The organism is Streptomyces sp. NPDC049597 (assembly GCF_040675505.1).
Taxonomy (GTDB): Bacteria; Actinomycetota; Actinomycetes; order Streptomycetales; family Streptomycetaceae; genus Streptomyces.
In genome coordinates this window covers 62,409-82,263 of sequence record NZ_JBFAOY010000002.1, presented here as the reverse complement: position 1 = coordinate 82,263, position 19,855 = coordinate 62,409, and the positions used below count along the sequence as shown (strand labels likewise).

16 protein-coding genes are annotated in these 19,855 nt (G+C 73.6%); 7 read left to right on the top strand and 9 right to left on the bottom strand.

Annotation, left to right across the window (positions count from 1 at the left end; genetic code table 11):
- Nucleotides 1-129: 129 nt before the first annotated feature.
- From AB0K02_RS04230 to AB0K02_RS04220, 3 genes are read right to left on the bottom strand one after another with little or no spacing between them, the layout of a single operon-like run.
- Nucleotides 130-1,005, bottom strand: coding sequence for an acyl-CoA dehydrogenase family protein (locus tag AB0K02_RS04230; RefSeq protein ID WP_365990810.1), 876 nt, complete (start codon nucleotides 1,003-1,005; stop codon nucleotides 130-132).
- Nucleotides 1,005-2,138 carry an acyl-CoA dehydrogenase family protein gene (locus AB0K02_RS04225; protein ID WP_365990809.1) on the bottom strand — a complete coding sequence of 378 codons (1,134 nt, stop codon included), beginning with the start codon at nucleotides 2,136-2,138 and terminating at the stop codon, nucleotides 1,005-1,007. The genes AB0K02_RS04230 and AB0K02_RS04225 overlap by 1 nt, the downstream gene beginning before the upstream one ends.
- Nucleotides 2,138-3,331: an amidohydrolase family protein gene (locus AB0K02_RS04220; protein ID WP_365990808.1), complete on the bottom strand. Its 1,194-nt coding sequence runs from the start codon at nucleotides 3,329-3,331 to the stop codon at nucleotides 2,138-2,140. The genes AB0K02_RS04225 and AB0K02_RS04220 overlap by 1 nt, the downstream gene beginning before the upstream one ends.
- A gap of 141 nt (nucleotides 3,332-3,472) precedes the next feature.
- Here AB0K02_RS04220 and AB0K02_RS04215 point away from each other — a divergent pair, with 141 nt between their 5' ends.
- Nucleotides 3,473-4,963 carry an AMP-binding protein gene (locus tag AB0K02_RS04215; protein ID WP_365990807.1) on the top strand — a complete coding sequence of 497 codons (1,491 nt, stop codon included), beginning with the start codon at nucleotides 3,473-3,475 and terminating at the stop codon, nucleotides 4,961-4,963.
- A gap of 51 nt (nucleotides 4,964-5,014) precedes the next feature.
- Here AB0K02_RS04215 and AB0K02_RS04210 read toward each other — a convergent pair whose 3' ends face one another.
- Nucleotides 5,015-5,533 (bottom strand): EF-hand domain-containing protein, encoded by a 519-nt coding sequence (locus tag AB0K02_RS04210; protein WP_365990806.1) that lies wholly within the window; start codon nucleotides 5,531-5,533, stop codon nucleotides 5,015-5,017.
- A 155-nt stretch (nucleotides 5,534-5,688) separates the two neighbouring features.
- Entirely contained in the window at nucleotides 5,689-6,063 is a 375-nt protein-coding gene (locus AB0K02_RS04205) for an STAS domain-containing protein (RefSeq protein ID WP_365991011.1), read from the bottom strand.
- 239 nt (nucleotides 6,064-6,302) lie between these two features.
- Between AB0K02_RS04205 and AB0K02_RS04200 the strand changes: the two genes are divergently transcribed.
- Nucleotides 6,303-6,884: a sigma-70 family RNA polymerase sigma factor gene (locus tag AB0K02_RS04200; protein ID WP_365990805.1), complete on the top strand. Its 582-nt coding sequence runs from the start codon at nucleotides 6,303-6,305 to the stop codon at nucleotides 6,882-6,884.
- Nucleotides 6,881-8,650 carry a zf-HC2 domain-containing protein gene (locus AB0K02_RS04195; protein WP_365990804.1) on the top strand — a complete coding sequence of 590 codons (1,770 nt, stop codon included), beginning with the start codon at nucleotides 6,881-6,883 and terminating at the stop codon, nucleotides 8,648-8,650. Before AB0K02_RS04200 ends, AB0K02_RS04195 begins: the two co-directional genes overlap by 4 nt.
- 16 nt (nucleotides 8,651-8,666) lie before the next feature.
- On the opposite strand, the gene AB0K02_RS04190 is transcribed toward AB0K02_RS04195, so the two are convergent.
- Nucleotides 8,667-8,981, bottom strand: coding sequence for a trypco2 family protein (locus AB0K02_RS04190; protein ID WP_365990803.1), 315 nt, complete (start codon nucleotides 8,979-8,981; stop codon nucleotides 8,667-8,669).
- 36 nt (nucleotides 8,982-9,017) lie between these two features.
- Here AB0K02_RS04190 and AB0K02_RS04185 point away from each other — a divergent pair, with 36 nt between their 5' ends.
- From AB0K02_RS04185 to AB0K02_RS04175, 3 genes are read left to right on the top strand one after another with little or no spacing between them, the layout of a single operon-like run.
- Nucleotides 9,018-12,695, top strand: coding sequence for a tetratricopeptide repeat protein (locus AB0K02_RS04185; RefSeq protein ID WP_365990802.1), 3,678 nt, complete (start codon nucleotides 9,018-9,020; stop codon nucleotides 12,693-12,695).
- A complete protein-coding gene (locus AB0K02_RS04180; protein WP_365990801.1) occupies nucleotides 12,692-14,119 on the top strand; it encodes a hypothetical protein in 1,428 nt (475 codons plus the stop codon). Before AB0K02_RS04185 ends, AB0K02_RS04180 begins: the two co-directional genes overlap by 4 nt.
- The gene (locus AB0K02_RS04175) at nucleotides 14,116-15,426 is read left to right on the top strand and encodes an extracellular solute-binding protein (protein WP_365990800.1); all 1,311 of its coding nucleotides are present in this window, start codon (nucleotides 14,116-14,118) and stop codon (nucleotides 15,424-15,426) included. The genes AB0K02_RS04180 and AB0K02_RS04175 overlap by 4 nt, the downstream gene beginning before the upstream one ends.
- Nucleotides 15,427-15,447: 21 nt before the next feature.
- Here the strand turns inward: AB0K02_RS04175 and purU are convergent, their stop codons facing one another.
- Nucleotides 15,448-16,299, bottom strand: coding sequence for a formyltetrahydrofolate deformylase (purU, locus tag AB0K02_RS04170; RefSeq protein WP_365990799.1), 852 nt, complete (start codon nucleotides 16,297-16,299; stop codon nucleotides 15,448-15,450).
- 70 nt (nucleotides 16,300-16,369) lie between these two features.
- A complete protein-coding gene (locus AB0K02_RS04165) occupies nucleotides 16,370-16,816 on the bottom strand; it encodes a hypothetical protein (protein ID WP_365991010.1) in 447 nt (148 codons plus the stop codon).
- 173 nt (nucleotides 16,817-16,989) lie between these two features.
- On the opposite strand from AB0K02_RS04165, the gene AB0K02_RS04160 reads away from it, so the two are divergent.
- Nucleotides 16,990-18,300, top strand: coding sequence for an ABC transporter substrate-binding protein (locus AB0K02_RS04160; RefSeq protein WP_365990798.1), 1,311 nt, complete (start codon nucleotides 16,990-16,992; stop codon nucleotides 18,298-18,300).
- Nucleotides 18,301-18,363: 63 nt separating this feature from the next.
- Here the strand turns inward: AB0K02_RS04160 and AB0K02_RS04155 are convergent, their stop codons facing one another.
- Complete coding sequence (locus AB0K02_RS04155) at nucleotides 18,364-19,686, bottom strand: hypothetical protein (protein WP_365991009.1); 1,323 nt, start codon at nucleotides 19,684-19,686, stop codon at nucleotides 18,364-18,366.
- Nucleotides 19,687-19,855 lie beyond the last annotated feature (169 nt).

The following is a 19,855-nucleotide window of genomic DNA, read 5'->3' as shown; positions in this document are numbered from 1 at the left end:
CGGCCGCACCGTGACGCCTCGTCCTCGCAGCGACTCGCATTTCACGGAGCGTACCGGAGCGGCATGACGACTCCGGGCCGTGACGAGTCGCCGGAAGGACACAACCCGATATCAACGCTCGGTGACTCTTCACAGTGCTGAGGCCAACGCCTGGGCCTGCGTCTCCTCCGCCTCCGCCGCCGTGAGCCAGGTCCCGGCCCGCAACCAGGCACGCTTGAGGTGGAGATGGACGTCCGCCTCCCAGGTGAACCCCATCCCGCCGAGGACCTGGAGACAGTCCCGGGCCCCCCGCACGGCCGCCTCGTCGGCGAGGAGCTTGGCCCCGCCGATGTCGACGGGATCGGCGGTGACGGCCGCGGCATAGACGGCGCAGCGGGCGAGTTCCGTGCGGACGAGCATGCCGGCGCACAGGTGCGCCACGGCCTGGAAGGAGCCGATGGGCCGGCCGAACTGGGTGCGCTCGCGGGCGTATCGCGCGGCCGTCTCCGTCGTCCTGGCCGCCGAACCGAGCTGTTCGGCGGCGGTGAGCAGCACCGCGACGGGATCGGGCGGTCCGCCGCGCCCGCCGGTGTCGCGGTGCAGGGGCGTCAGGGGGTCGAGGGACCGTACGGGCACGGGGTCGGTGAGCTTCCCGAGAACGGCGTCCGCGGCGTCCAGCCAGGGCACGAGCGCGCCGTCGGACGCGGTGACGACCGTCTCGCCGGTGGCGGCACCGGGGATCCGGCCCGCCGCGAGGTGCGTGGCGACCAACGGACCCGGCAGCAGGACCCGGCCGGCCTCCTCGAAGGCGAGGACCGCCTCCGGAAGGCCCAGACCGACACCGCCGTCCGCCTCCGGAAGCCGCAGGGAGAAGAATCCGGCGGCCCCCAACTCCCGCCACAGCCCGCGGTCGAGCCGGGGATCCGCCACGGCGGCGCGCAGCGCACCGGTGCCGAAGCTGGACGACAGCAGGGCGCGCACGCCCGCGCGCAGGGCTCGCTGGTCGTCGGTGAGCCGGAAGTCCATCAGCGCCCCTTCGGCAGGCCGAGTATCCGCTCGGCGACGATGTTCCGCTGGATCTGCGAGGTGCCGGCGGCGATCGTGTACGACAGCGAGAAGAGCCGGTCGCGCGTCCAGTCGTGGCCGAGGTCGAGCGCGTCGGGGCCGAGGACGTCCGCGGCCGCGTCGTACAGCTCCTGACGGGCGTGCGAGTAGCGGAGCTTGAAGACGGAGCCGCCGGTGCCGGGGACGCCGCCGGTGGCGGAGGCCTCGCTCACGTTCCACTGGACGAGCCGCCACAGGGCGGCGAACTCGGCGTGGAGCCTGCCGAGTCTGCGGCGCAGCACGGTGTCCTCCCAGCGGCCGTTGTCGCGGGCCGTGCGGGCCACAGCGGCCAGGGTGCGGCGGCAGGCGACGACCTCCGCGGCGAAAGCGGTGCCGCGCTCGAAGGAGAGCGTGATCATGGTGACGCGCCAGCCGTCGTTCTCCTCTCCCACCCGGTTGGCCGCCGGCACCCGCACCTCGTCGAGGAACACCTCGGCGAACTCGGCCGATCCCGCGAGGGTGCGCAGCGGCCGCACGGTGATGCCCGGCGCGTCCATCGGCATCGCGAGCCAGGTGATGCCACGGCGTCCGGAGGTGTCGGAGCCGGTGCGGACGAGGAGTTCGCACCAGTCGGCGACCTGGGCGTGCGAGGTCCAGATCTTGGAGCCGCTCACGACGTAGTCGTCGCCGTCGCGGACGGCGCGGGTGCGCAGGGAGGCGAGGTCGGAGCCGGCGTCCGGCTCGCTGAAGCCCTGGCACCAGATCTCGTCGCCGCGCAGGATCGGCGTCAGCCAGCGCTCCCGCTGCCGGGGGGTGCCCTCGGCGACGATGGTGGGTCCGGCGTGGAGGAGGCCGACGAAGTTGGCGCCGACGTAGGGTGCGCCCGCGAGCTCCGTCTCCTCCAGGAAGACCAGTCGCAGGGCCGGCGGGGCGTTCGTGTGCACGTCCCCGTACCCGGCGTCGTACAGCGCGCGCTGCCAGGCGGTGTCGTACGCGCGCCGGGCCGGCCAGTCCTCCGGCGGCGGCTTCGGCGGGAGCTTCGGGAGGGCGACGGCGAGCCAGGCGCGCAGCCGGGCGCGGAACTCCTCCTCCTCGGCCGTGCTGCCCAGGAACATCAGACGAGGTCCAGGCCGAGCATACGGATCGCGTTGCCGCGCATGAGCTTGTACACCGTCTCGTCATCGAGGTCCTTCACGTGGTCGAGCGCGACCTCCTTGGTGTGCGGGAAGGTCGAGTCGACGTGCGGGTAGTCGGTCTCGAAGGTGGCGTTGTCACGGCCGACGGTGTCGATCGAGGCGATGCCGTGCTTGTCGCGGAAGAAGCAGCAGAAGATCTGCCGGTAGTAGTAGGTGGAGGGCGGTTCGGGGATCAGCTCGCGCACGCCGCCCCAGGCGCGGTGCTCCTGCCACACGTCGTCGGCCCGTTCGAGGGCGTACGGGATCCAGCCCATCTGCCCCTCGCTGTAGGCGAGCGTGAGCCGGGGGAACCTCACCAGCACGCCGCTGAACAGGAAGTCCGTCATCGAGGCCATGGCGTTGTTGAAGCTGAGCGACGCCTGCACGGCGGGCGGGGCGTCGGGGGACGCGGCGGGCATCTGGGAGCTGGACCCGATGTGCATGTTGACGACCGTGCCGGTGTCCTGGCAGGCGGCGAAGAAGGGGTCCCAGTAGCCGGAGTGGATGGACGGGAGCCCGAGGTGGGTCGGGATCTCGGAGAAGGTCACCGCCTTCACGCCCCGCGCGGCGTTGCGCCCGATCTCCGCCACCGCGAGGCCGACGTCCCAGAGCGGGACGATGCACAGGGGGACGAGCCGGCCGCCGCTGTCGCCGCACCACTCCTCGACCATCCAGTCGTTGTAGGCGCGCACGCAGGCGAGGGCGACCTCCTTGTCGTGGGCCTCGGCGAAGGTCTGCCCGCAGAAGCGGGGGAAGGTGGGGAAGCACAGGGACGCCTCGACATGGTTGAGATCCATGTCCTTGAGCCGTTCCTTCGGGTCCCAGCAGCCGGGACGCATCTCCGCGCGCGTGATCCCCTCCAGCGTCATGTCGTCGCGGTCGAAGCCGACGGCGGCGATGTTGCGCTTGTACGGGAACTTCAGGTCCTCGTAGATCCACCAGTCGGCCGGCGGCCCGTCCGGGTCCATCGTGATGCGGTACCTGCCGCCCACGTAGGCGAGCTCGCCGATGCCCGCGGTCAGCGGCTTCGGCCCGCGGTCGCGGTACCTGGCCGGCAGCCAGGTCTCGAAAAGGTGCGCGGGCTCGATCACATGGTCGTCGACGCTCACGATCCGGGGCAGTTCCTGTTCCACCGGGGCCTCCGCTGCGGACGGGTGCGACCGTTTCTGACGGGTCGTCAGGTCTCAGGCTAGTCGCGCACCCCTGGACCGACAAGGCGCGGAGCCCTACGCTCTCCGCACTATCTGACGGATCGTCAGCAAAGGAGCCCGGTGATGGACGAGACCGCACACGCACTCGGCGCGTCACGCACCCTGTGGGAGCTCGTCGACCGGCGCGCCGCGCTCACACCGGGTCGCCCCGTCCTCCTCCAGGAGGAGCGCTCCCTCAGCTTCGGCGGCCTGCGCGAGCGCGCCGAGCGGGTCGCGGCCGGGCTGTACGGCATGGGCGTGCGTCCCGGCACGGTCGTCGCCTGGCAACTGCCCACCCGCATCGAGACCGTGCTGCTGACCGTCGCCCTCGCCAGGCTCGGTGCCGTGCAGAGCCCCGTGATCCCCTTCTACCGGGACCGCGAGACCGGCTTCGCGCTGCGCGAGTGCGAGGCGGAGTTCTTCGCCGTGCCCGGCGAGTGGCGGGGCTTCGACCACACGGCGATGGCCGGACGGCTCGGGGCGCGCGGCGTCTTCGAGGCGTACGGGACACTGCCCGGCGGCGACCCGGCGGTGCTGCCCGAGCCGCCCTCGTCGGGGACCGACGTGCGCTGGATCTACTGGACCTCCGGCACCACGTCCGACCCGAAGGGCGTCCTGCACACGGACCGCTCCCTGATCGCGGGCGGCTCGTGTCTCGCCCAGGCGCTGCGCCTGACCTCCGACGACGTCGGCTCGATCGCCTTCCCCTTCGCGCACATCGGCGGCCCGGACTACCTCGTGATGCTGCTGCTGTACGGGCTTCCGGCGGTCCTCTTCGAGCGGTTCGCGCTGCCCGACGCACTGGCCGAGTACCGCAGGCACGGCGTCACGACGGCCGGCGGCTCCACCGCGTTCTACGCGATGTTCCTCGCCGAACAGCGCAAGCGGCCCGGCGAGAAGCTCATCCCGACCCTGCGGCTGCTCGCGGGCGGCGGCGCGCCCAAGCCGCCGGAGCTGTACCACGCCGTCGTCCGCGAGCTGGGCTGCGCGCTCACCCACGGCTACGGCATGACCGAGGTCCCCATGATCACCATGAACTCGCCGGACGACACCCCCGAGAACCTCGCCCGCACCGAGGGCCGGCCGCCGGCCGGGATGGAGATCCGCATCGTCGACGGCGAGATCCGGCTCCGCGGCGAGGCCGTGTGCCGGGGATACCTGGGGGACACGGAGAGCCCGTTCGACTCCGAGGGCTTCCTGAGGACGGGCGACCTCGGCCACCTCACCGACAGCGGCCACCTCGTGCTCACGGGCCGGGCCAAGGACGTGATCATCCGCAAGGGCGAGAACATCTCGGCCCAGGAGATCGAGGACCTGCTCCACACCCATCCGGCGGTGGGCGACGCGGCGGTCATCGGCCTGCCGGACGCGGAACGCGGCGAACGCGTCTGCGCGGTGGTCGAACGGGCCCCGGGCACAAAGGACCCCACGCTCGGCGGACTCCGCGCCCACCTGCGGTCATCGGGCCTGGCGGTGCACAAACTGCCCGAACAGCTGGAGGTGGTGGACGCACTGCCCCGCAACGAGGCGCTGCGGAAGGTGATGAAGTACAGGCTCAGGGAGCGCTACGCCTGACCGGCGCGGCGCGGGGCCGCCCAGTGGGCCGGGCGGCCCCGGAACCGCCTGTCAGCCGGGCTGTTCGGGGGTGACGCAGTACGCGGCGAACGCCGTCAGGAGCTCCTCCTCGGAGATCCTCCCGTCGCCGTCCGTGTCGAGCGCCGCCGCGGCCTGCTCCGCGACCTGCGCGTCCACGCCGAGGGCCCGCATCACACGCGCGGCCGACGCGGGGGTGACACCGGCGCCGTCCTCCGCGGCGACGGCGACGACGGCGTGCAGAAACGGGCGGGCGATCTCGCCGAACCGCTGGGGGTTGTCGCGCAGCCGCTTGACCGCGCCGGTCACGAACTCCTGTCGGCTGACCCGCTGGTCCCCGTCCACGTCGGCGATCCCGGCCATGCCCTGCCAGAACGCCTCGGCGCCGCTGTAGAGGGCCTGTCCCTTGTCGGAGCGTGCCGTCACGGAGAACTCGGCGAGAACCGAGGCCGCGGCCTTGCTGAAGTCCTCGCGGTCGATGGAGCCATTGCCGTCCTGATCGAAAGCGGCGAAGCGGGAGGCGATCTTCCGCTCGTACTCTGCGCTGTCCATGGCGGGAGCGTAGAGCCCCGGGCGCTGACGCGTGTGTACACCTGGTGAATTACCGGGCGGCGTCTTCGGGACGACGCGCCGGTGACGGGACGGAGTCGCGCCGCGCGGGTTCATGCCGACAGCCGCGCACGCTCGAACCGAGAGCCGCGGCGGACTCATGCCGACAGGGGCCGCGCCTCGTCGTCCGTCGCGGAGTGCGCGTCCGCGTACACCTCGAACAGGCGGCGCACACCGAGCGCGCTCAGCACCCTGTTGACGTGCGAGCCCTCCTCGGCGCCGCGCGCGGGAAGTATCAGCCGGAGCCTGCCCTGGCACGAGCGCATCAGCCGGCGGGCGGCGACGAGCACGCCCACGCCGCTGGAGTCGCAGAAGAACACCTCGGAGAGGTCGAGCACCACATCGCGGTCCCCTGCCGCGACCGCGTCGTGGACCCGCTGGCGGACCACGGGCGAGGACACCAGATCGAGTTCACCGCTGACCTGCAGCACGGTCCACGCGCCCTGCCGGGTCTCGGCCACCTTGAGCATCACCACGTACGGACCTCTCGTCGAACCGGCCGGCGCGAAGACCGGAAGCCGTCCTTCCACTGGCCACTGCCCTGCGGTCCCTCGCTGAAACGCGACGCAGCTCACCCGGACTTCCGCCCGCAGGCCCGTGGCCGCGCCGTCGCCGCGAAGAGCCGCAAAGAGGGGTGCGTACGTCATGGGGCGCACTACATTCGAATGAGGCACGGACCGGGGACTGCGAGGGCGACACGGCTGGGGGCCGCATGGTGAAGGACGCACCACCGCGCTGGGACCGCAAGATGCAGCAGCGGCTCGCGCGGGGCGAGGCCGCGGCTCTCGGGGAGCTGTACGACCGTTTCGCCGCGCTCGTGCACAGCCAGGCCCACCGGGTGCTGGAGGACGAGGAGGCGGCCGACCAGGTCACCCGCGAGGTCTTCGGCTACATCTGGGAGAACCCGGACTCCTACGACCCGCGACAGGGCTCGATGCGCTCCTGGGTGGCACGGCTCACCAACAGGCAGGCCGTGCACCGGCTGCGCCAGAGCGAGGCCGCGGCCCTGGCCCGGGGCGGGGAAGGCAGCGCCGAGGAGCTGGAGCAGAAGGTGCGGCGCGCGGCGGTCGCCGCGCGCGCCGACTACATCGTGACGTCGATGCCCGCTCCGCTGCGGGCGGCGCTGGAGCTGGCGTACCACCAGCGCCGGGACTACCGGCAGACCGCGGCCGACCTCGGGGTGACGGAGGACGAGGCGCGACGCAGGCTGCGGCTGGGCCTGCAGCTGCTGTCCACCGCGCACACGCGCCCACTGGAGGGGTCGTCACCGCCCGGATACGGACACGCGCTGTGAACGGGCCACTCGACGGCGGCGGCGACGGACGCGACCGGGAGCGGGGAGAGGAAGAGATGCGAGGCGTTCCCCGCATACCGTCCCCCAGGCCCGCGGCGGACGACCTGCCGCCGCACGCGTACCGTCCGCCGCGCGAGGACTCCGGCACCGCGGACACCCCGGGCGACGCCGCGCCCGATGAGGCGCCCGCCGCGGAGCCCTCCGGCGACGGCCCCGTCCTCCCGTCCGACGCGGAGGGGACGCGGGCCGCAGGCGGCGCGGGCACGTCGCGCGACGCGCGCGGAACGGAGCCCGATGCGCGGCCCGCGGGCGGCGCGGACGGGAAGCAGGCGACGGACGACGGCCACGTACCGTCGGGCGGCACGGGCCACCCGCCCGGCGCGACCGGGGCAGGCGCAGATCCCGGCTCCCGGACGGCGGGGAACGACGCGGCCCCCGCACCCGCGCCCGGGGCGGCGCCGGGCGCGCCCGGCGGGCAGCCCGCGGGCGGCAGCACCGCTGCCGGCTCCACCGCGGATGCCGACGGCCGGTCCGGCGCGCAGGCCGACGGCCGGTCCAGCGCGCAGGCCGACGGCCGGTCCGGCGCGGATGCAGATGGCCGGTCCGGCGCGCAGGCCGCGGCCGGCACGGGCGGCGCGCCTGACGCGTCAGGAGCGGCGAGCGACGCCCTCGCGTCGCACAGCATGCTCAAGTCGCTGCTGGGCGCGTGGGCCCTGTCCGCCTGTTCCGCCGAGGAGACCGCCGCCGTCGAGGAGCATCTCGGCGAGTGCGCCCCCTGCGCCGACGAGGCGCTGCGGCTGCGCGACGCCGTCGGGCTGCTGCACACCGACCGGGACCTGGACCTCGATCCGCTGCTGCGCTTCCGGGTCCTGGAGAACTGCCTGGGCCGCAGGCCCGCCCGTATCCCCGTGCCCGACTGGGCGGACCCGTACGACGCGGAGACCGCCCGGCTGGACGCGCTGCTGCGCGACATCGGCGAGTCCGAGTGGCACGCGCCCGTGCGGCTGAAGTGGTTCGAGGGCGGTCGGCAGGTCGACCGGCGCACGACCGTCGCCGGGGTCATCGGGCATCTGATGACCGTGGACGGCCTGGTCTCCGGCGCGCTCGGTCTCGACGACCCGCTGGGCCGGGCCGCGCCCGTGCGGCCCGCCGAGCGGACGGAGGCGTTCTGGAGCAGCCGCGAGCTGCCGCCGACGCGCACGATCCGCGAGCCCTGGCGCGACCAGAGCCACGCCCTCATCCGCACCGTGTCGTTCGCGAGCCGGGACGTCACCGAACTGCCCGTCTCGTACGGGGCGTTCACCCTTCCGCTGCGCGACTCGCTCCTCGACCGGGCCTTCGAGTGCTGGATCCACGCCGACGACATCGCCGACGCGGTCGACTACCCCTACGCGCCGCCGAGCGACGCCCATCTCAACCGGATGATCGACCTCGCCGCGCGCCTCCTGCCGGCCGCCCTCGCCGAACGGCGCCGCGCGGGTCTCGCGGGGCCCGCACGTGATCTGGTGGCGGCCGGCGCTCCGGGGCGCTCGCTGCACCTGGAGGTCGAGGGGTCCGGCGGGGGCAACTGGTACATCGCCCTGGACTCGCCGGCCGCCGTCGGATCGCCCGGCCGTTCGGTGGCCCAGGTGGCGCTCGACGGCGTCGAGTTCTGCCGGCTCGTCGCCGGCCACGTGCCGCCGGAAGAAGCCGCGGCGGGCCAGGACGGTGACCGGGAGGCGATCCGGGACGTGCTGTTCGCGGCGGCCTCGCTGAGCCGGCTGTGAGGCGGCGGGGCAGACGCTAGGTCGGGCCGAGGCCGCCGACGCTGATGTTCGGGTTGCCGTCGCGTCCGTGCGGCTTCAGCTGGATCTGGATGGTGTGGGTGCGGTCGTGGCCCTTCGTGCCGCCCCCGCCCGCCGTCAGCACGCCGATCCGCAGCTCGCCGCTCCCGGTGGCCTCGCGCCTGACCTGCACGGCGAACTCCAGCTGCACGCTCTCCACGCTGAACCGCAGATCGCGTCCGGCGCCGGCGCGCTGGGCCCGCTCCAGTTCGTCGCGGACCTGTCCGATCACCTCGGCCAGTCCCGCCACCGCGGTTTCGTCACGCTCGGCCATCGCGCCCCCCGCATCGCGTAGTTATCGTTGGCCAGTATGAGCGATGCGTATCGCACATCCAACTCCTCGGCGCACGAGGAGAGTTGGCGGGTCCGCCTGCTGCGCACGCCGGACCGCGGCGGCACCCCGCTGGGCGCCGGAGTCCTCCTGTCCCGTTCCTGGGTGCTGACCTGCGCGCACACGGTCCTCTCGCCGCCCGACCGGGCGGGCGCCCGCGCCAGGCTGGACACGGTGTACATCGACGTGGTGCGCCCCGCGCCGTCCGGCGGCACGGGTGCGCCGGTGCGTGCCCGCGTGGTCCCCAAGTTCTTCGTCGAGCCCACCCCCGACTTCGGCGGCGACATCGCCCTCCTCGAACTGGACGACCGGCCCGGTCTGCCCCACGACGTTCCGGCCGCGGTGCTGCACCGGCAGATCCCGGCCACCGGCGAGCCGGTCCACTTCACGGGCTACCCGGACGACCTGCCGGGTGGCGAGCACCTGCACGCCCGGCTGATGGGGCGCGGGGGTCCCGCACCGACGCCGGAGTGGGTGCAGCTCGACACCCAGGACTCGCCGTACGTGGTGCGGCACGGCTACAGCGGCTGCGGCGTCGTGCACAGCCGCTCCCGCCGCGTCATCGGCATCCTTGTGCACCAGTTCGGCACGCCCGAGGCCCGCGTGCGCCGGGACCACGCGTACATGATCCCGACGGAGACGGTGCTGCGGCACCTGCGGCGGGAGCGGCTGGAGCGGCTCGGGCTGAAGATCACCGGACTGCGGGCCGTGTCCCGGGACGTCGCGGTCGCGCCGGACCGGACGGTCTCGGGGCGGGTGCCGGGACTGCAACGGCGGCTGACCCGCTGGCTGGACGGCGAGCCGGACACCGACCCGGTGGAGCCCGTCTTCGCCGGAGCCGGCGAGCACGACCTCCGGTACACGATCCGCTCGGTGCTGACGCTCGCGGACCGCGAGCAGAGCCCGCCGACGCCGTCGGCGATGCCCTCGTCGGCCGGCGAGCCGCAGCTGGGCAGCATCGACATCGCGGTGGACGCGACGAACCGCACGGCCGAAGAGCTGGCACGCCAGGCGGCGGACCGTATCGGACTCGACGGGCCGGTGCCGACCGAGGAAACCGGTCCCGATCCCCACGCGGCCCTGCTGCGGCGCCTCGCCGAGGAGAGCCCGCCACTGAACATCGCGTTCCTCGCCGTCGACCGGTCCGCGTCCTCGGACGACGAGGTCATGGACCTGCTGCGCGCCCTGCGCGCCGGCGGCGGGACCCGCCTCCTCCTCGTCTTCGCCGACCGCAGTTCGCCGCTGCTCGACCGGGTGCGCGCCGACCTGATGGAGCCCGACTGGCCGGACCGCCGCGCCGCCCGGCTGCGTCCTCGGCTCGACCGGCTCGCCGCCTGCGAACGGCGCATTCGCGAGCACCCCGCCCGCCCCGAGGACGCGGCCGAACGGCACGCGCACGCCGAGCGGTTGCGGGCGAAGCTCGGACAACTGCGCCCCGGCGGCCTGTCGTACGACGACCGGACCCTGCCCTACGCGATGTTCCGCATCGCCGTCGACATCGAGACGGCGCTGCTGGAGGCCGAGAACAGGGAGGAGATCCTGCACCGGACGGCGGGCCCGCCCGAGTTCGTCGTCGAGCCGCCGGGCGAGGGACTGACGGATCTGCCGGTCGTCACCGTCGGCGCGCCGGACGCGCTGGTCACCGCCCGCTCCGGCGCGAAGCTCGCGGCCGGCGACCTGCTGCACCAGCAGTACGAGGTGGTGGGACCGATCGGCCGGGGCAGCCACGGGCAGGTGTACCTGGCCCGCGATCTGCTGCTGGAGAAGCGGCCGGTGGCGCTCAAGGGCGTCCTCGACCCCGACAACCCGGTGGCCGTCCGCCAGGCCCACCAGGAGCGGCTGCGCCTGGTGCGGCTCAACCATCCGTCCATCATCCGGGTGGTCAACTACGCGCGGCATCCGTCGGCCCCGGACGAGTTCATCGTGATGGAGTTCGCCGACGGGGCGCCGCTGTCGTGGGTCGCGGACCGCATCGCCGAGCGGAGAGCGCCGTTCGCCGGGGCGAGGGTCCGCGAGTTCGTGGTCACGTACGGGCTGCTGATCCTGGACGCGCTGAGTTATCTGCACGAGGAGGGGCTCGTCTACGGCGACCTGTCGCTCACGAACGTCCTGCACTGCCGCGACGGCATCAAGCTCATCGACGTCGCCGGCGTGCGCAAGCCGGGCGAGTCGGGTCCGGTCACGCACAAACCGCCGCACTCGGGGCCGCGGGGCGAGATGACGACCGCCGGCGACCTGTACACCGTCGGCGCCGTACTGCGCGAGCTGCTGTCCCGGGACCCCGAGCCGTCCGCCGACATCGGCGAGGAGTCGCTGAACCGGGCGCTGGAGCGGGCCATGGCCGAGGAGCCGGAGCTGCGGTACGCCTCCGCCGACGAGATGGCCGTGCAGTTGCGCGGTGTGCTGCGCGAACTGCGGTCGCTGCGGCTGGGCGAGGAGACCTACCAGCCGTCGACCCTGTTCGACCCGCCGGCCGCCGCGCTCGACGGCCAGCTCGGCAAGGCGCCGCCGCTGGAGCGCTGGCGTACGGACCGCGCGCCGGACCGCCTCGGGGCCCGCATCCCGGATCCGGCGGAGGCCGCGGTGGCACTGCCGAAGCCCAAGCCGGACGTGCGGGACCCCAACTGGAAGGAGCTGCAGCGCACGTCGTACGACGACCCGGCCGGTCTGTTGCAGCTCAGCCGCGAGTGGGAGCGCTCGCCGGAACTGCATCTGCTGCGCTGCCGGCTCCGTCTCCAGCTCGGGGACGTGGCGGCGGCCGAGACGGAACGCGGGCTGGCCGAGGAGCGGCTGGGCGACAGGGCCCGGTACGACTGGCGGCTGGACTGGCACCAGGGGCTCATCGACCTCGCGTCCGGCCGCACGGCGGACGCCTGGCGCGGTTTCGACGCCGTGTACCGGGCGAACCCCGGCGAGTACGCGCCCAAGCTCGCGCTCGGCTACTGCCACGAGAAGCTGGCCGTCGCGCCGCCGCAGGAGGAGGAGCCGTCGGAGCTGCCGCGGCCCCCGGGGGACCGGGAGGGGAACGTGGCGCAGGCGAAGAAGTTCTACGAGGCGGTGCTCCAGCGCAACCACGCGATGGGCGCGGCGGCGTTCGGGCTCGCCCGGATCCACCTCGCCGAGGACGAGTGGCAGAAGGCGTGCGCGTACCTGGAGAGCGTGCCGCCGGACTCGCGGCACCGCACGGCCGCGCGCACGGCCGTCGTGCGCATCCATGTCAACCGGCGCTCACCCGCGGACGCCTACGCCGCTCTGCACCGGCTGACCAACGACGAGGGGCTCACGGACGGACAGGCGCAGGACCGGATCAGGACGGAGCTGCTCTCGATGCTGCTCGGCCTGGTCGAGGAGGCGGGCGAGGACCCCGGTCCCGGCGGCCCCCTGGAGCGGCTGGAGGCGGCCGGCTTCTCGGAGAAGCAGGTCCCGAGGACGGAGCGGCAGCTGCGGGACCAGCTGTCGGCGAGCTACCGCCGGCTGGCGAAGCAGGTCCCCCGCACGGACCGGCCGGAGGACGCGGCGCTGGCGGAGGCGCTGCTGGACCGCGCGTTCCGCACCCGCCCGCTGGGGATCCGCCATGTCCGTGGCCGCCACCGCTCGGCGCTCTGGCCGCGGTGGGCCAGGCGCGGCCCGCTCCGGGACGGGGAGGGGTCCGCATGACGGCCGGCGGCCCGAACCCGTCACGCGCCACGGGGCACGGCCGTGACGGCGACCCGGCGGACACGGCCCCGCGGGCCGACGGCAGCGTCCGGCGGGACGACGAACCGGCGCACACGGCCCGGCGCGACCACGACGGCCGAGCCCGGCCGGACGACGACGGCACCCGCCGTGACGACGACCCGGCGCACACGGCCCGGCCACCCGCCGCGACGCGGGCAGGCGGCAGCGTCCGGCGGGACGACGTGACCTCACCTGCCACGGCCTCGCCACGACGCGGCGGTGGACCGGCGCGCGCCGCCACCGCGCTTCGGCGGCTCGGCGGTCGCCTTCGGCGGGACGGCGGCCGTGCCTGGCGGTGGGCCCGGCGCGTCCCGCCCGCCCTGTGGGTGCGGGCCACCGGCCGGTCCCCCGGCGCCGGTCGGCGGCCGACCGCCGCCTTCCTGCGGCGCAGGATGCTGGTGCTGCCCGCCCTCGCACTGATCGCCCTGGCACTCGGCGCCGCCGCCTACAACGACGTGCACCGGCGCTCCGAGGAGCTGCGGGACCGGTCCGTGCCGGCACTCGTGGGGCTCGCCCAGGCGCGTACCTCCCTCGGACTCGCCCAGACCCAGGCGGAGTTACGGCTGCTGAACCCCGAGCACGCCGGGCTCGTCGAACTCGGCGAGACCTACCGTTCGCACCTGGCCGAGGCGACCCAGAGCCTGAACCGGGTCGCGCAGTCCGGGGCCCTGAGCAGGGCCCAGGAGCAGGAGCTGCGAGTGGTGTCCGGTCTCGTCGTCGCGTACGGGGACAAGATCGCCTGGGCGGACCGCAACCGCACGAGCCGGGTGCTGCGCGAGGCGGGGGTGGCGTACGCGGCCGGGATGCTGCGCAGCCCGCAGCCGGCGAACGGCGATCAGGACCCCACCACCGTGCTGGACCGCATCGAGGACCTGGAGGAGCAACTCCTGGACGAGAGCGGCGACCTGGCCGCGTGGAGCCCGCTCACCCAGACTGCGGCGGCCGCGGCCGCGCTGGTCGCCGCCCTGTTCGCCTTCACGGTCGTGGGCACGTCGGTGTTCCTGCGCGACCGGCTGCGGCTGGTGAGCCTCCAGATCCTCGCGGCCTCGGTGCCCGTCCTGCTGACGCCCGTGCTGCTCACCGTCGGCGGCGCCCAGGAGCACGCCGCCCAGGCGGACGTCCACGACGCGGTCGCGCAGCTGGAGTACGTCACGGCCGTGTCCGGGGTCGGGCGCGAGATCGAGGGCGTGGCGGCGGGCGCGGCGGCACGGATGCGGTCGGCGCATCCGGACGGCTGGGCGCTGACCGCGGGCGTCGCCGTGCCCGTGACCGGCCTCGGGGCGCTGGCCTGCGGCGTCACGCTCTACCTGTACGCCCGGCCGTATCCACCGCACTTCGCCCGGCGAAAGGACACGGACGCATGAAGCGCTTGGGACTCGCCCTGGCGGCCTGTCTGCTCGCCGTGTCCGCCGCGTCGGCGGGCGGTTGCGCGAGCGCCCCCGAGGAGCGGACGCTCGTCGTCCTCGGCCCGTGGACGGACGGCGAGGAGACGCCGTTCGTGGCCGCGCTGCGCAGCATCGGCGAGAAGACCGGGCACCGCTACGTCTACAAGGGCACGCGCTCGCTGCGCGAGACCCTGGTCGCCCAGCTCCAGGCCGGTGCGCCACCGGACCTGGCGATCCTCAACAGCCCCGGCGAGCTGGCCCAGTACGCGCACTCCGGCGACGCCCATCCGCTGCCGGAGGAGGTGGCCGGGGCGGCCATTCCTCCCTGGGCGCCTGCGGTCACCGTCCCCGGCCGGGGCGGCGCGGCCCGGACGCACGTCTTCTGGGCGCCGGTGCGCGTCGACCTGAAGTCGCTGGTGTGGAGCCGTACGGACGCCGGGGAGAGCGAGCCCGTGTGGTGCCTCGGCCTGAACTCGGGCGCCACCTCCGGCTGGCCGGGCACGGACTGGATCGAGGACCTGATCCTCCAGCGCCGGGGTGCGGACGCGTACGAGCGCTGGGCGACCGGCAAGTCGTCGTGGAAGAGCACGCGTCCGGTGTGGGAGGAGTGGGCGCGGATGCTCACGGCGAACGGCCGCTCCCCCGCGCCCAACGCGCTGACGGACTCCTTCGAGCTGCTCGACGACGGCCGCTACGGGCTGCTGAACCGCGGCGACTGCACCCACGAGCACCAGGGTTCGTTCATCCGCAGGCACTACGGCGACGACGTGCGGCCGACACCGACGGCCCGCCATCTCGACGGGCTCGCAACCGGCGAGGAGGACGGCGGCGCCGTCTTCGAGGTGTCCGGCGACATGGCCGCGGTCTTCCGGCCGAGCGCCGCCGCCTGGGACCTGCTGGGCCGCCTCACGTCCGCGCCTGCCCGAGAGGACTGGGCGGACGCGGCCCGGCCCGGTGAGCGGCCGTTCTTCCCGGGCGGCACGTTCGCCTCCAAGGCGCCGTCGCCGGGGACGCGGGCGGTGCAGGAGCTGTTCGACTCGGCGGACCGGATCTGCATGGACGCCTCGGACACGATGCCGCCGACGCTGCGCGACGCGTTCTACCGGGCCGTGCTGGAGTTCGTCGGCGACCCGGAGGACCCGGCGCTGCTGACCCGCCTGCTCGAACGGCTGGACGCGGAGACCGCGCTCCAGCGGGAGAAGGAGGAGGAGCAGGAGGGGGCGTTCGTCCTGGACGATCTCTGCGACAACCCGGTGGCCGCGTCGCAGGACGGGGTCACTCCCTAGCCGGCGTGCGCCGCGCGGGGCTCAGTCGAAGACGACCGTACGGCGCCCGTTCAGCAGGATGCGGTGTTCGGCGTGCCACTTCACGGCGCGGGCCAGGGCCTGGCACTCCACGTCCCGGCCCACGGCCACCAGCTGCTCCGGCGTGACCTCGTGGCCGACGCGCTCGACCTCCTGCTCGATGATCGGGCCCTCGTCGAGGTCGGCCGTCACGTAGTGCGCGGTCGCGCCGATCAGCTTCACGCCGCGCGCGTGCGCCTGGTGGTAGGGCTTGGCGCCCTTGAAGCTCGGCAGGAAGGAATGGTGGATGTTGATGATCCGGCCGCTGAGCTGCTTGCACAGGTCGTCGGAGAGCACCTGCATGTAGCGGGCGAGGACGACCAGCTCGACCCGCTCCTCGTGCACGAGGTCCAGCAGCCGCGCCTCGGCCTCGGCCTTGGTGTCCTTCGTCACCGGGATGTGGTGGAAGGGGATGCCGTACGAGCCGACCAGCTCGGCGAAGTCCGTGTGGTTGGAGACGACCGCCGCGATCTCCACCGGCAGGGCGCCGGTCCGGGAGCGGAAGAGGAGGTCGTTCAGGCAGTGGCCGAACTTGCTGACCATCAGGATGATCCGCATGCGCTCGTCGGCCTGGTGGATCTGCCAGTCCATACCGAAGGCGTCGCCGACGGCGGCGAAGCCGGCGCGCAGCTTGTCCACGGTCACCGGAGCCTCGGCGGAGAAGTGCACCCGCATGAAGAACAGGCCCGTGTCCCGGTCTCCGAACTGCTGGCTGTCCTCGATGTTGCAGCCGGTGATGAAGAGGTAGCTCGACACGGCGTGCACGATGCCCTGTTTGTCCGGGCAGGAAAGCGTGAGGACGTACTGGTCAGTCATCCTTGTAGCCTGCCACAAACGGGCGGCGGGCCCGTCCGGCGTCCGTCAAGCGGACGCGGTCGTGGACAGCTCACACCGACCGGGTCATGATCCGCAGCACGTCCAGCGAGCGCGGCGGTGCGTCCGGGTCCTCGCCGTCGTTCGACGCGAGGAGCACGTGCGCGTCACGGGTGGCGCGGACGGCCTCGGGCCAGCCTTGGTGCTCCATGTACGCCGACACGGGTGCGTCCGCGCCGACCTGGTGCATGATGCGCAGCACCCGCAGCACGGCGACGTCCACCAGCGCGGCCTCGCCCGAGTCGCGGAAGATCGTGCCGACGTACTTCTCGGCCGACCAGTTGTCCAGCCAGGTGTCCTCGACCAGGCGGTACACGGCGTCCGTGACGTCGCCGTACCCCTCGCGCCCGGCCAGCCAGCACTCCTGGTGGAAAACGGGGTCGGAAAGCATGTGCAGCGCCGAGCGCACGTTGCTGCGCCAGCGCCACCAGGGCATGTCGTTGAGCGGCATGCCGCCCATGGTGGAGGAGCGACGGCCGCGACGGGAAGGGTTGACCGAACCTTGCTGCACGACTTCGATCGTACGTTCCCTTTTCGATCACCCGGACCCGCCCCCGCAATTCACCTTCTCGTCACCTTGCGTTGAACAATGCTCACTGTGCCGTTCCCTGGAGGGCGGAAGCGTGTGGAGTCATGACCGGTTGGCGACGTTCCTCCACCCCCCGCCCCTCCCATTCCCGTCGACGGGCCGCGCGCGCCTCGGCCGTGGCGGCAGCGGCGTCCCTCGTCGCCGGCTGTGGTGTCCTCCCAGGAGAGGCCGGGGGCTCCCGGGAGCCCGTCACCGTCATGACGTTCGCCCCCGAGGAGACGAAGGCCACCAACATGCCAGGCATGATGGCGATGGCCAAGGCCTACGAACGCTGGGCTGACGCGCGCGGCGGCATCGACGGGCACGACCTGCGCGTCATCACCTGCAACGAGGGCAACACGCCCCAGGGCGCGGCCACTTGCGCACGCCGGGCCGTCAGGGAGGGCGCGGCGGCAGTCGTCGGCTCCTACAGCCAGTACGGCTCCTTCATGGCACCCCTCGAGGCCGCCGGCATCCCCTTCATCGGCGGATACGGCATGTCCGGGGAGGAGTTCACCAGCTACCTCTCGTACCCGGTCAACGGCGGCCAGCCCGCCCTGGTCGCGGGAAACGGCAGGCAGCTCGCCGACTACTGCGCCGGCGTCTCCCTCGTACGCCCCGACAGCATCAACGGCGACGACCTCGTCCAGCTGCTCAACTCCGGCCTGGAGGAGGGCAGCCGGGACGTCCCCGCGGCCGACATCCTCGCGGCCGACGACGCCACCGAGTACACCGAGCAGGCCAAGCAGGCCCGCAGGCGGGCCGCGGAGCCCACCTGGACGTCGACCGCCTCCTCCGGCAACCGGCCCGGCTGCGTCACCGCCGCGCTCGGCGACCGCACCGAGACCTTCTTCGACTCCTTCCGGCGGCTGCCCGAGGACGGCCGGCACATCCGCATCTCGTCCGTCATCGGCAGCGTCGGCCAGCCCCTCGTCGACCGCACCGGCGGCCGCAAGGGCCCCTTCGAGGGCGCCTACATCACCGGTTGGTACCCGGACGCGAACGACGAACGCTGGGACGCCATGCGCAAGGTGGTCACCGAGCACGCCTTCGGCGACGACCGCATCGACCCGGCCGACGCCGGCGTGCAGACCACCTGGATCGCGTACACGGTGCTGGAGCGGGTGATCCGCGCGCTCGACAGCGACGCGATCACCCCCGGCCTCATCTCCCACGCCCTCGACCAGGGCATGGAGGTGACGACCGACGGCCTGACGCCGCCGCTGCGGTGGGGCTACGAGAACATGCTCGGCGCCCCCGGCTACCCGCGGATCGTCAACCGCAGCGTGACGTTCCAAGTGGTGCGTGACGGACGGCTGGTGTCCCAGAACAAGGACTTCGTGGACGTGGGCACGACGCTGATGGACGCGGCCTGAGCCTTCCGGGAAGGCTCCTCGGCGGAGGCGGGTGAACCGGGTTCACCGCCCCCGCCGTCCGCCTCACAGCTGCTCGCTGCGCCGTTCGGTCAGGCCGTACGTGCGGGCGATCGCGTTCCACAGCGGCGCTGCCTCGTTCTTCGCCTTCGTCGCCTCACCGCTGGCCCGGTTGCCCTGCGCGGTCTGCGAGGTGACACGGGCCTTCCCGCCCTTGCACCCCTTCTTCTCCTTGACCTGCTGAGCCCACGCCGCGTAATGGTCGTCGGCCGACGCCGACGCCTGCCACGCCTTGGTCAGGGCGGCGGTCAGCGCGGCGTTGTCCGGAAGCTTGTCCACCGTCAGGCCGCCCAGCCGGGTCACCAGGCTGCGACGCTGGGCGGCCGCTCCCTTCAGGTCCGTGACGGCCTGGTCGAGGTTCTTGCAGACCTTGATGTTCTCGACCGAACGGATCACCGCGGCACGGCTGTTGTTGCTGTCCGCGAGCAGCTTGTCGAGCTCCTTCGCCTGCGGCTCGGCGGGGTCGGGGGCCTGGGTGGAGGCGCTCTGGCTCGGCGCGGCGGTGGTGGCGGCGACGTTCTTGTCCGGCACCGGGTCCTTGTCGTCGTCCCCGCCGGACATCACGGCCCCGACACCCAGTCCGAGGACGGCGCAGCCGATCACGAGCGCGGCCACGACGGGCACGATGGAGCGCCTGCGCGTCACGGGCTCGTCGTCGTAGCGGGAGGGGTGACCCGGCTCCTGGTACGCGGAGGACGGCTGGGCGCCCTGCCGAGCGTCGAACCGGGGCAGATGCTGGGTGGAGTCGGCCGGCTGGGCCTGGGGAGCGTCCGAACGGAACAGGCTGTCGAACTCGGCCGGCGGCTGCCGGTCCCCCGGCGTACCCGGCCGGATGCCGAAGGGCGCCGCGGAGGGGGCGGGCGGCACGGGCGCGATGTACTGCGTGGCCTCGGAGTCGCCCCCGCCCGCGCGCACACTCCTGAGGACCGTCGTCGACTCGGCGGGCACCTCGGGCGGCAGGGCCCCGGGCGGCGCGGCGGAGCCGCCGGCGACGGGCTGGATGTACTGCGTGGGGTCGGACGCCCCCGCAGATCCGGCGCCGCCCTGGGGCGGCAGCATCTGGGTGCGCTCTTCCTGCCCGGAAGCGTCCTGCGGCGGCAACGGCTGCGACATGACCCGCTGGTGCCCGGGCACGGCGGGGGCCTGCGGGGCCTGTGGCTGCGGGGCCGGGGCGCCGTAGCCGTTGCCCTGCCCCTGCGGCACCGGTGCGCCGGGGTGACCGGGACCACCCGCCTGCGGCGCGGACGCCCCGGGATACCCGTAACCCGGCTGCCCGTGCGGAACCTGCGGGGCCGGGGCGCCGTAGCCATTGCCCTGCCCCTGCGGCACCGGTGCGCCGGGGTGACCAGGACCACCCGCCTGCGGCGCGGACGCCCCGGGATACCCGTAACCCGGCTGCCCCTGCGGAACCTGCGGGGCCGGGGCGCCGTAGCCATTGCCCTGCCCCTGCGGCACCGGTGCGCCGGGGTGACCAGGACCACCCGCCTGCGGCGCGGAC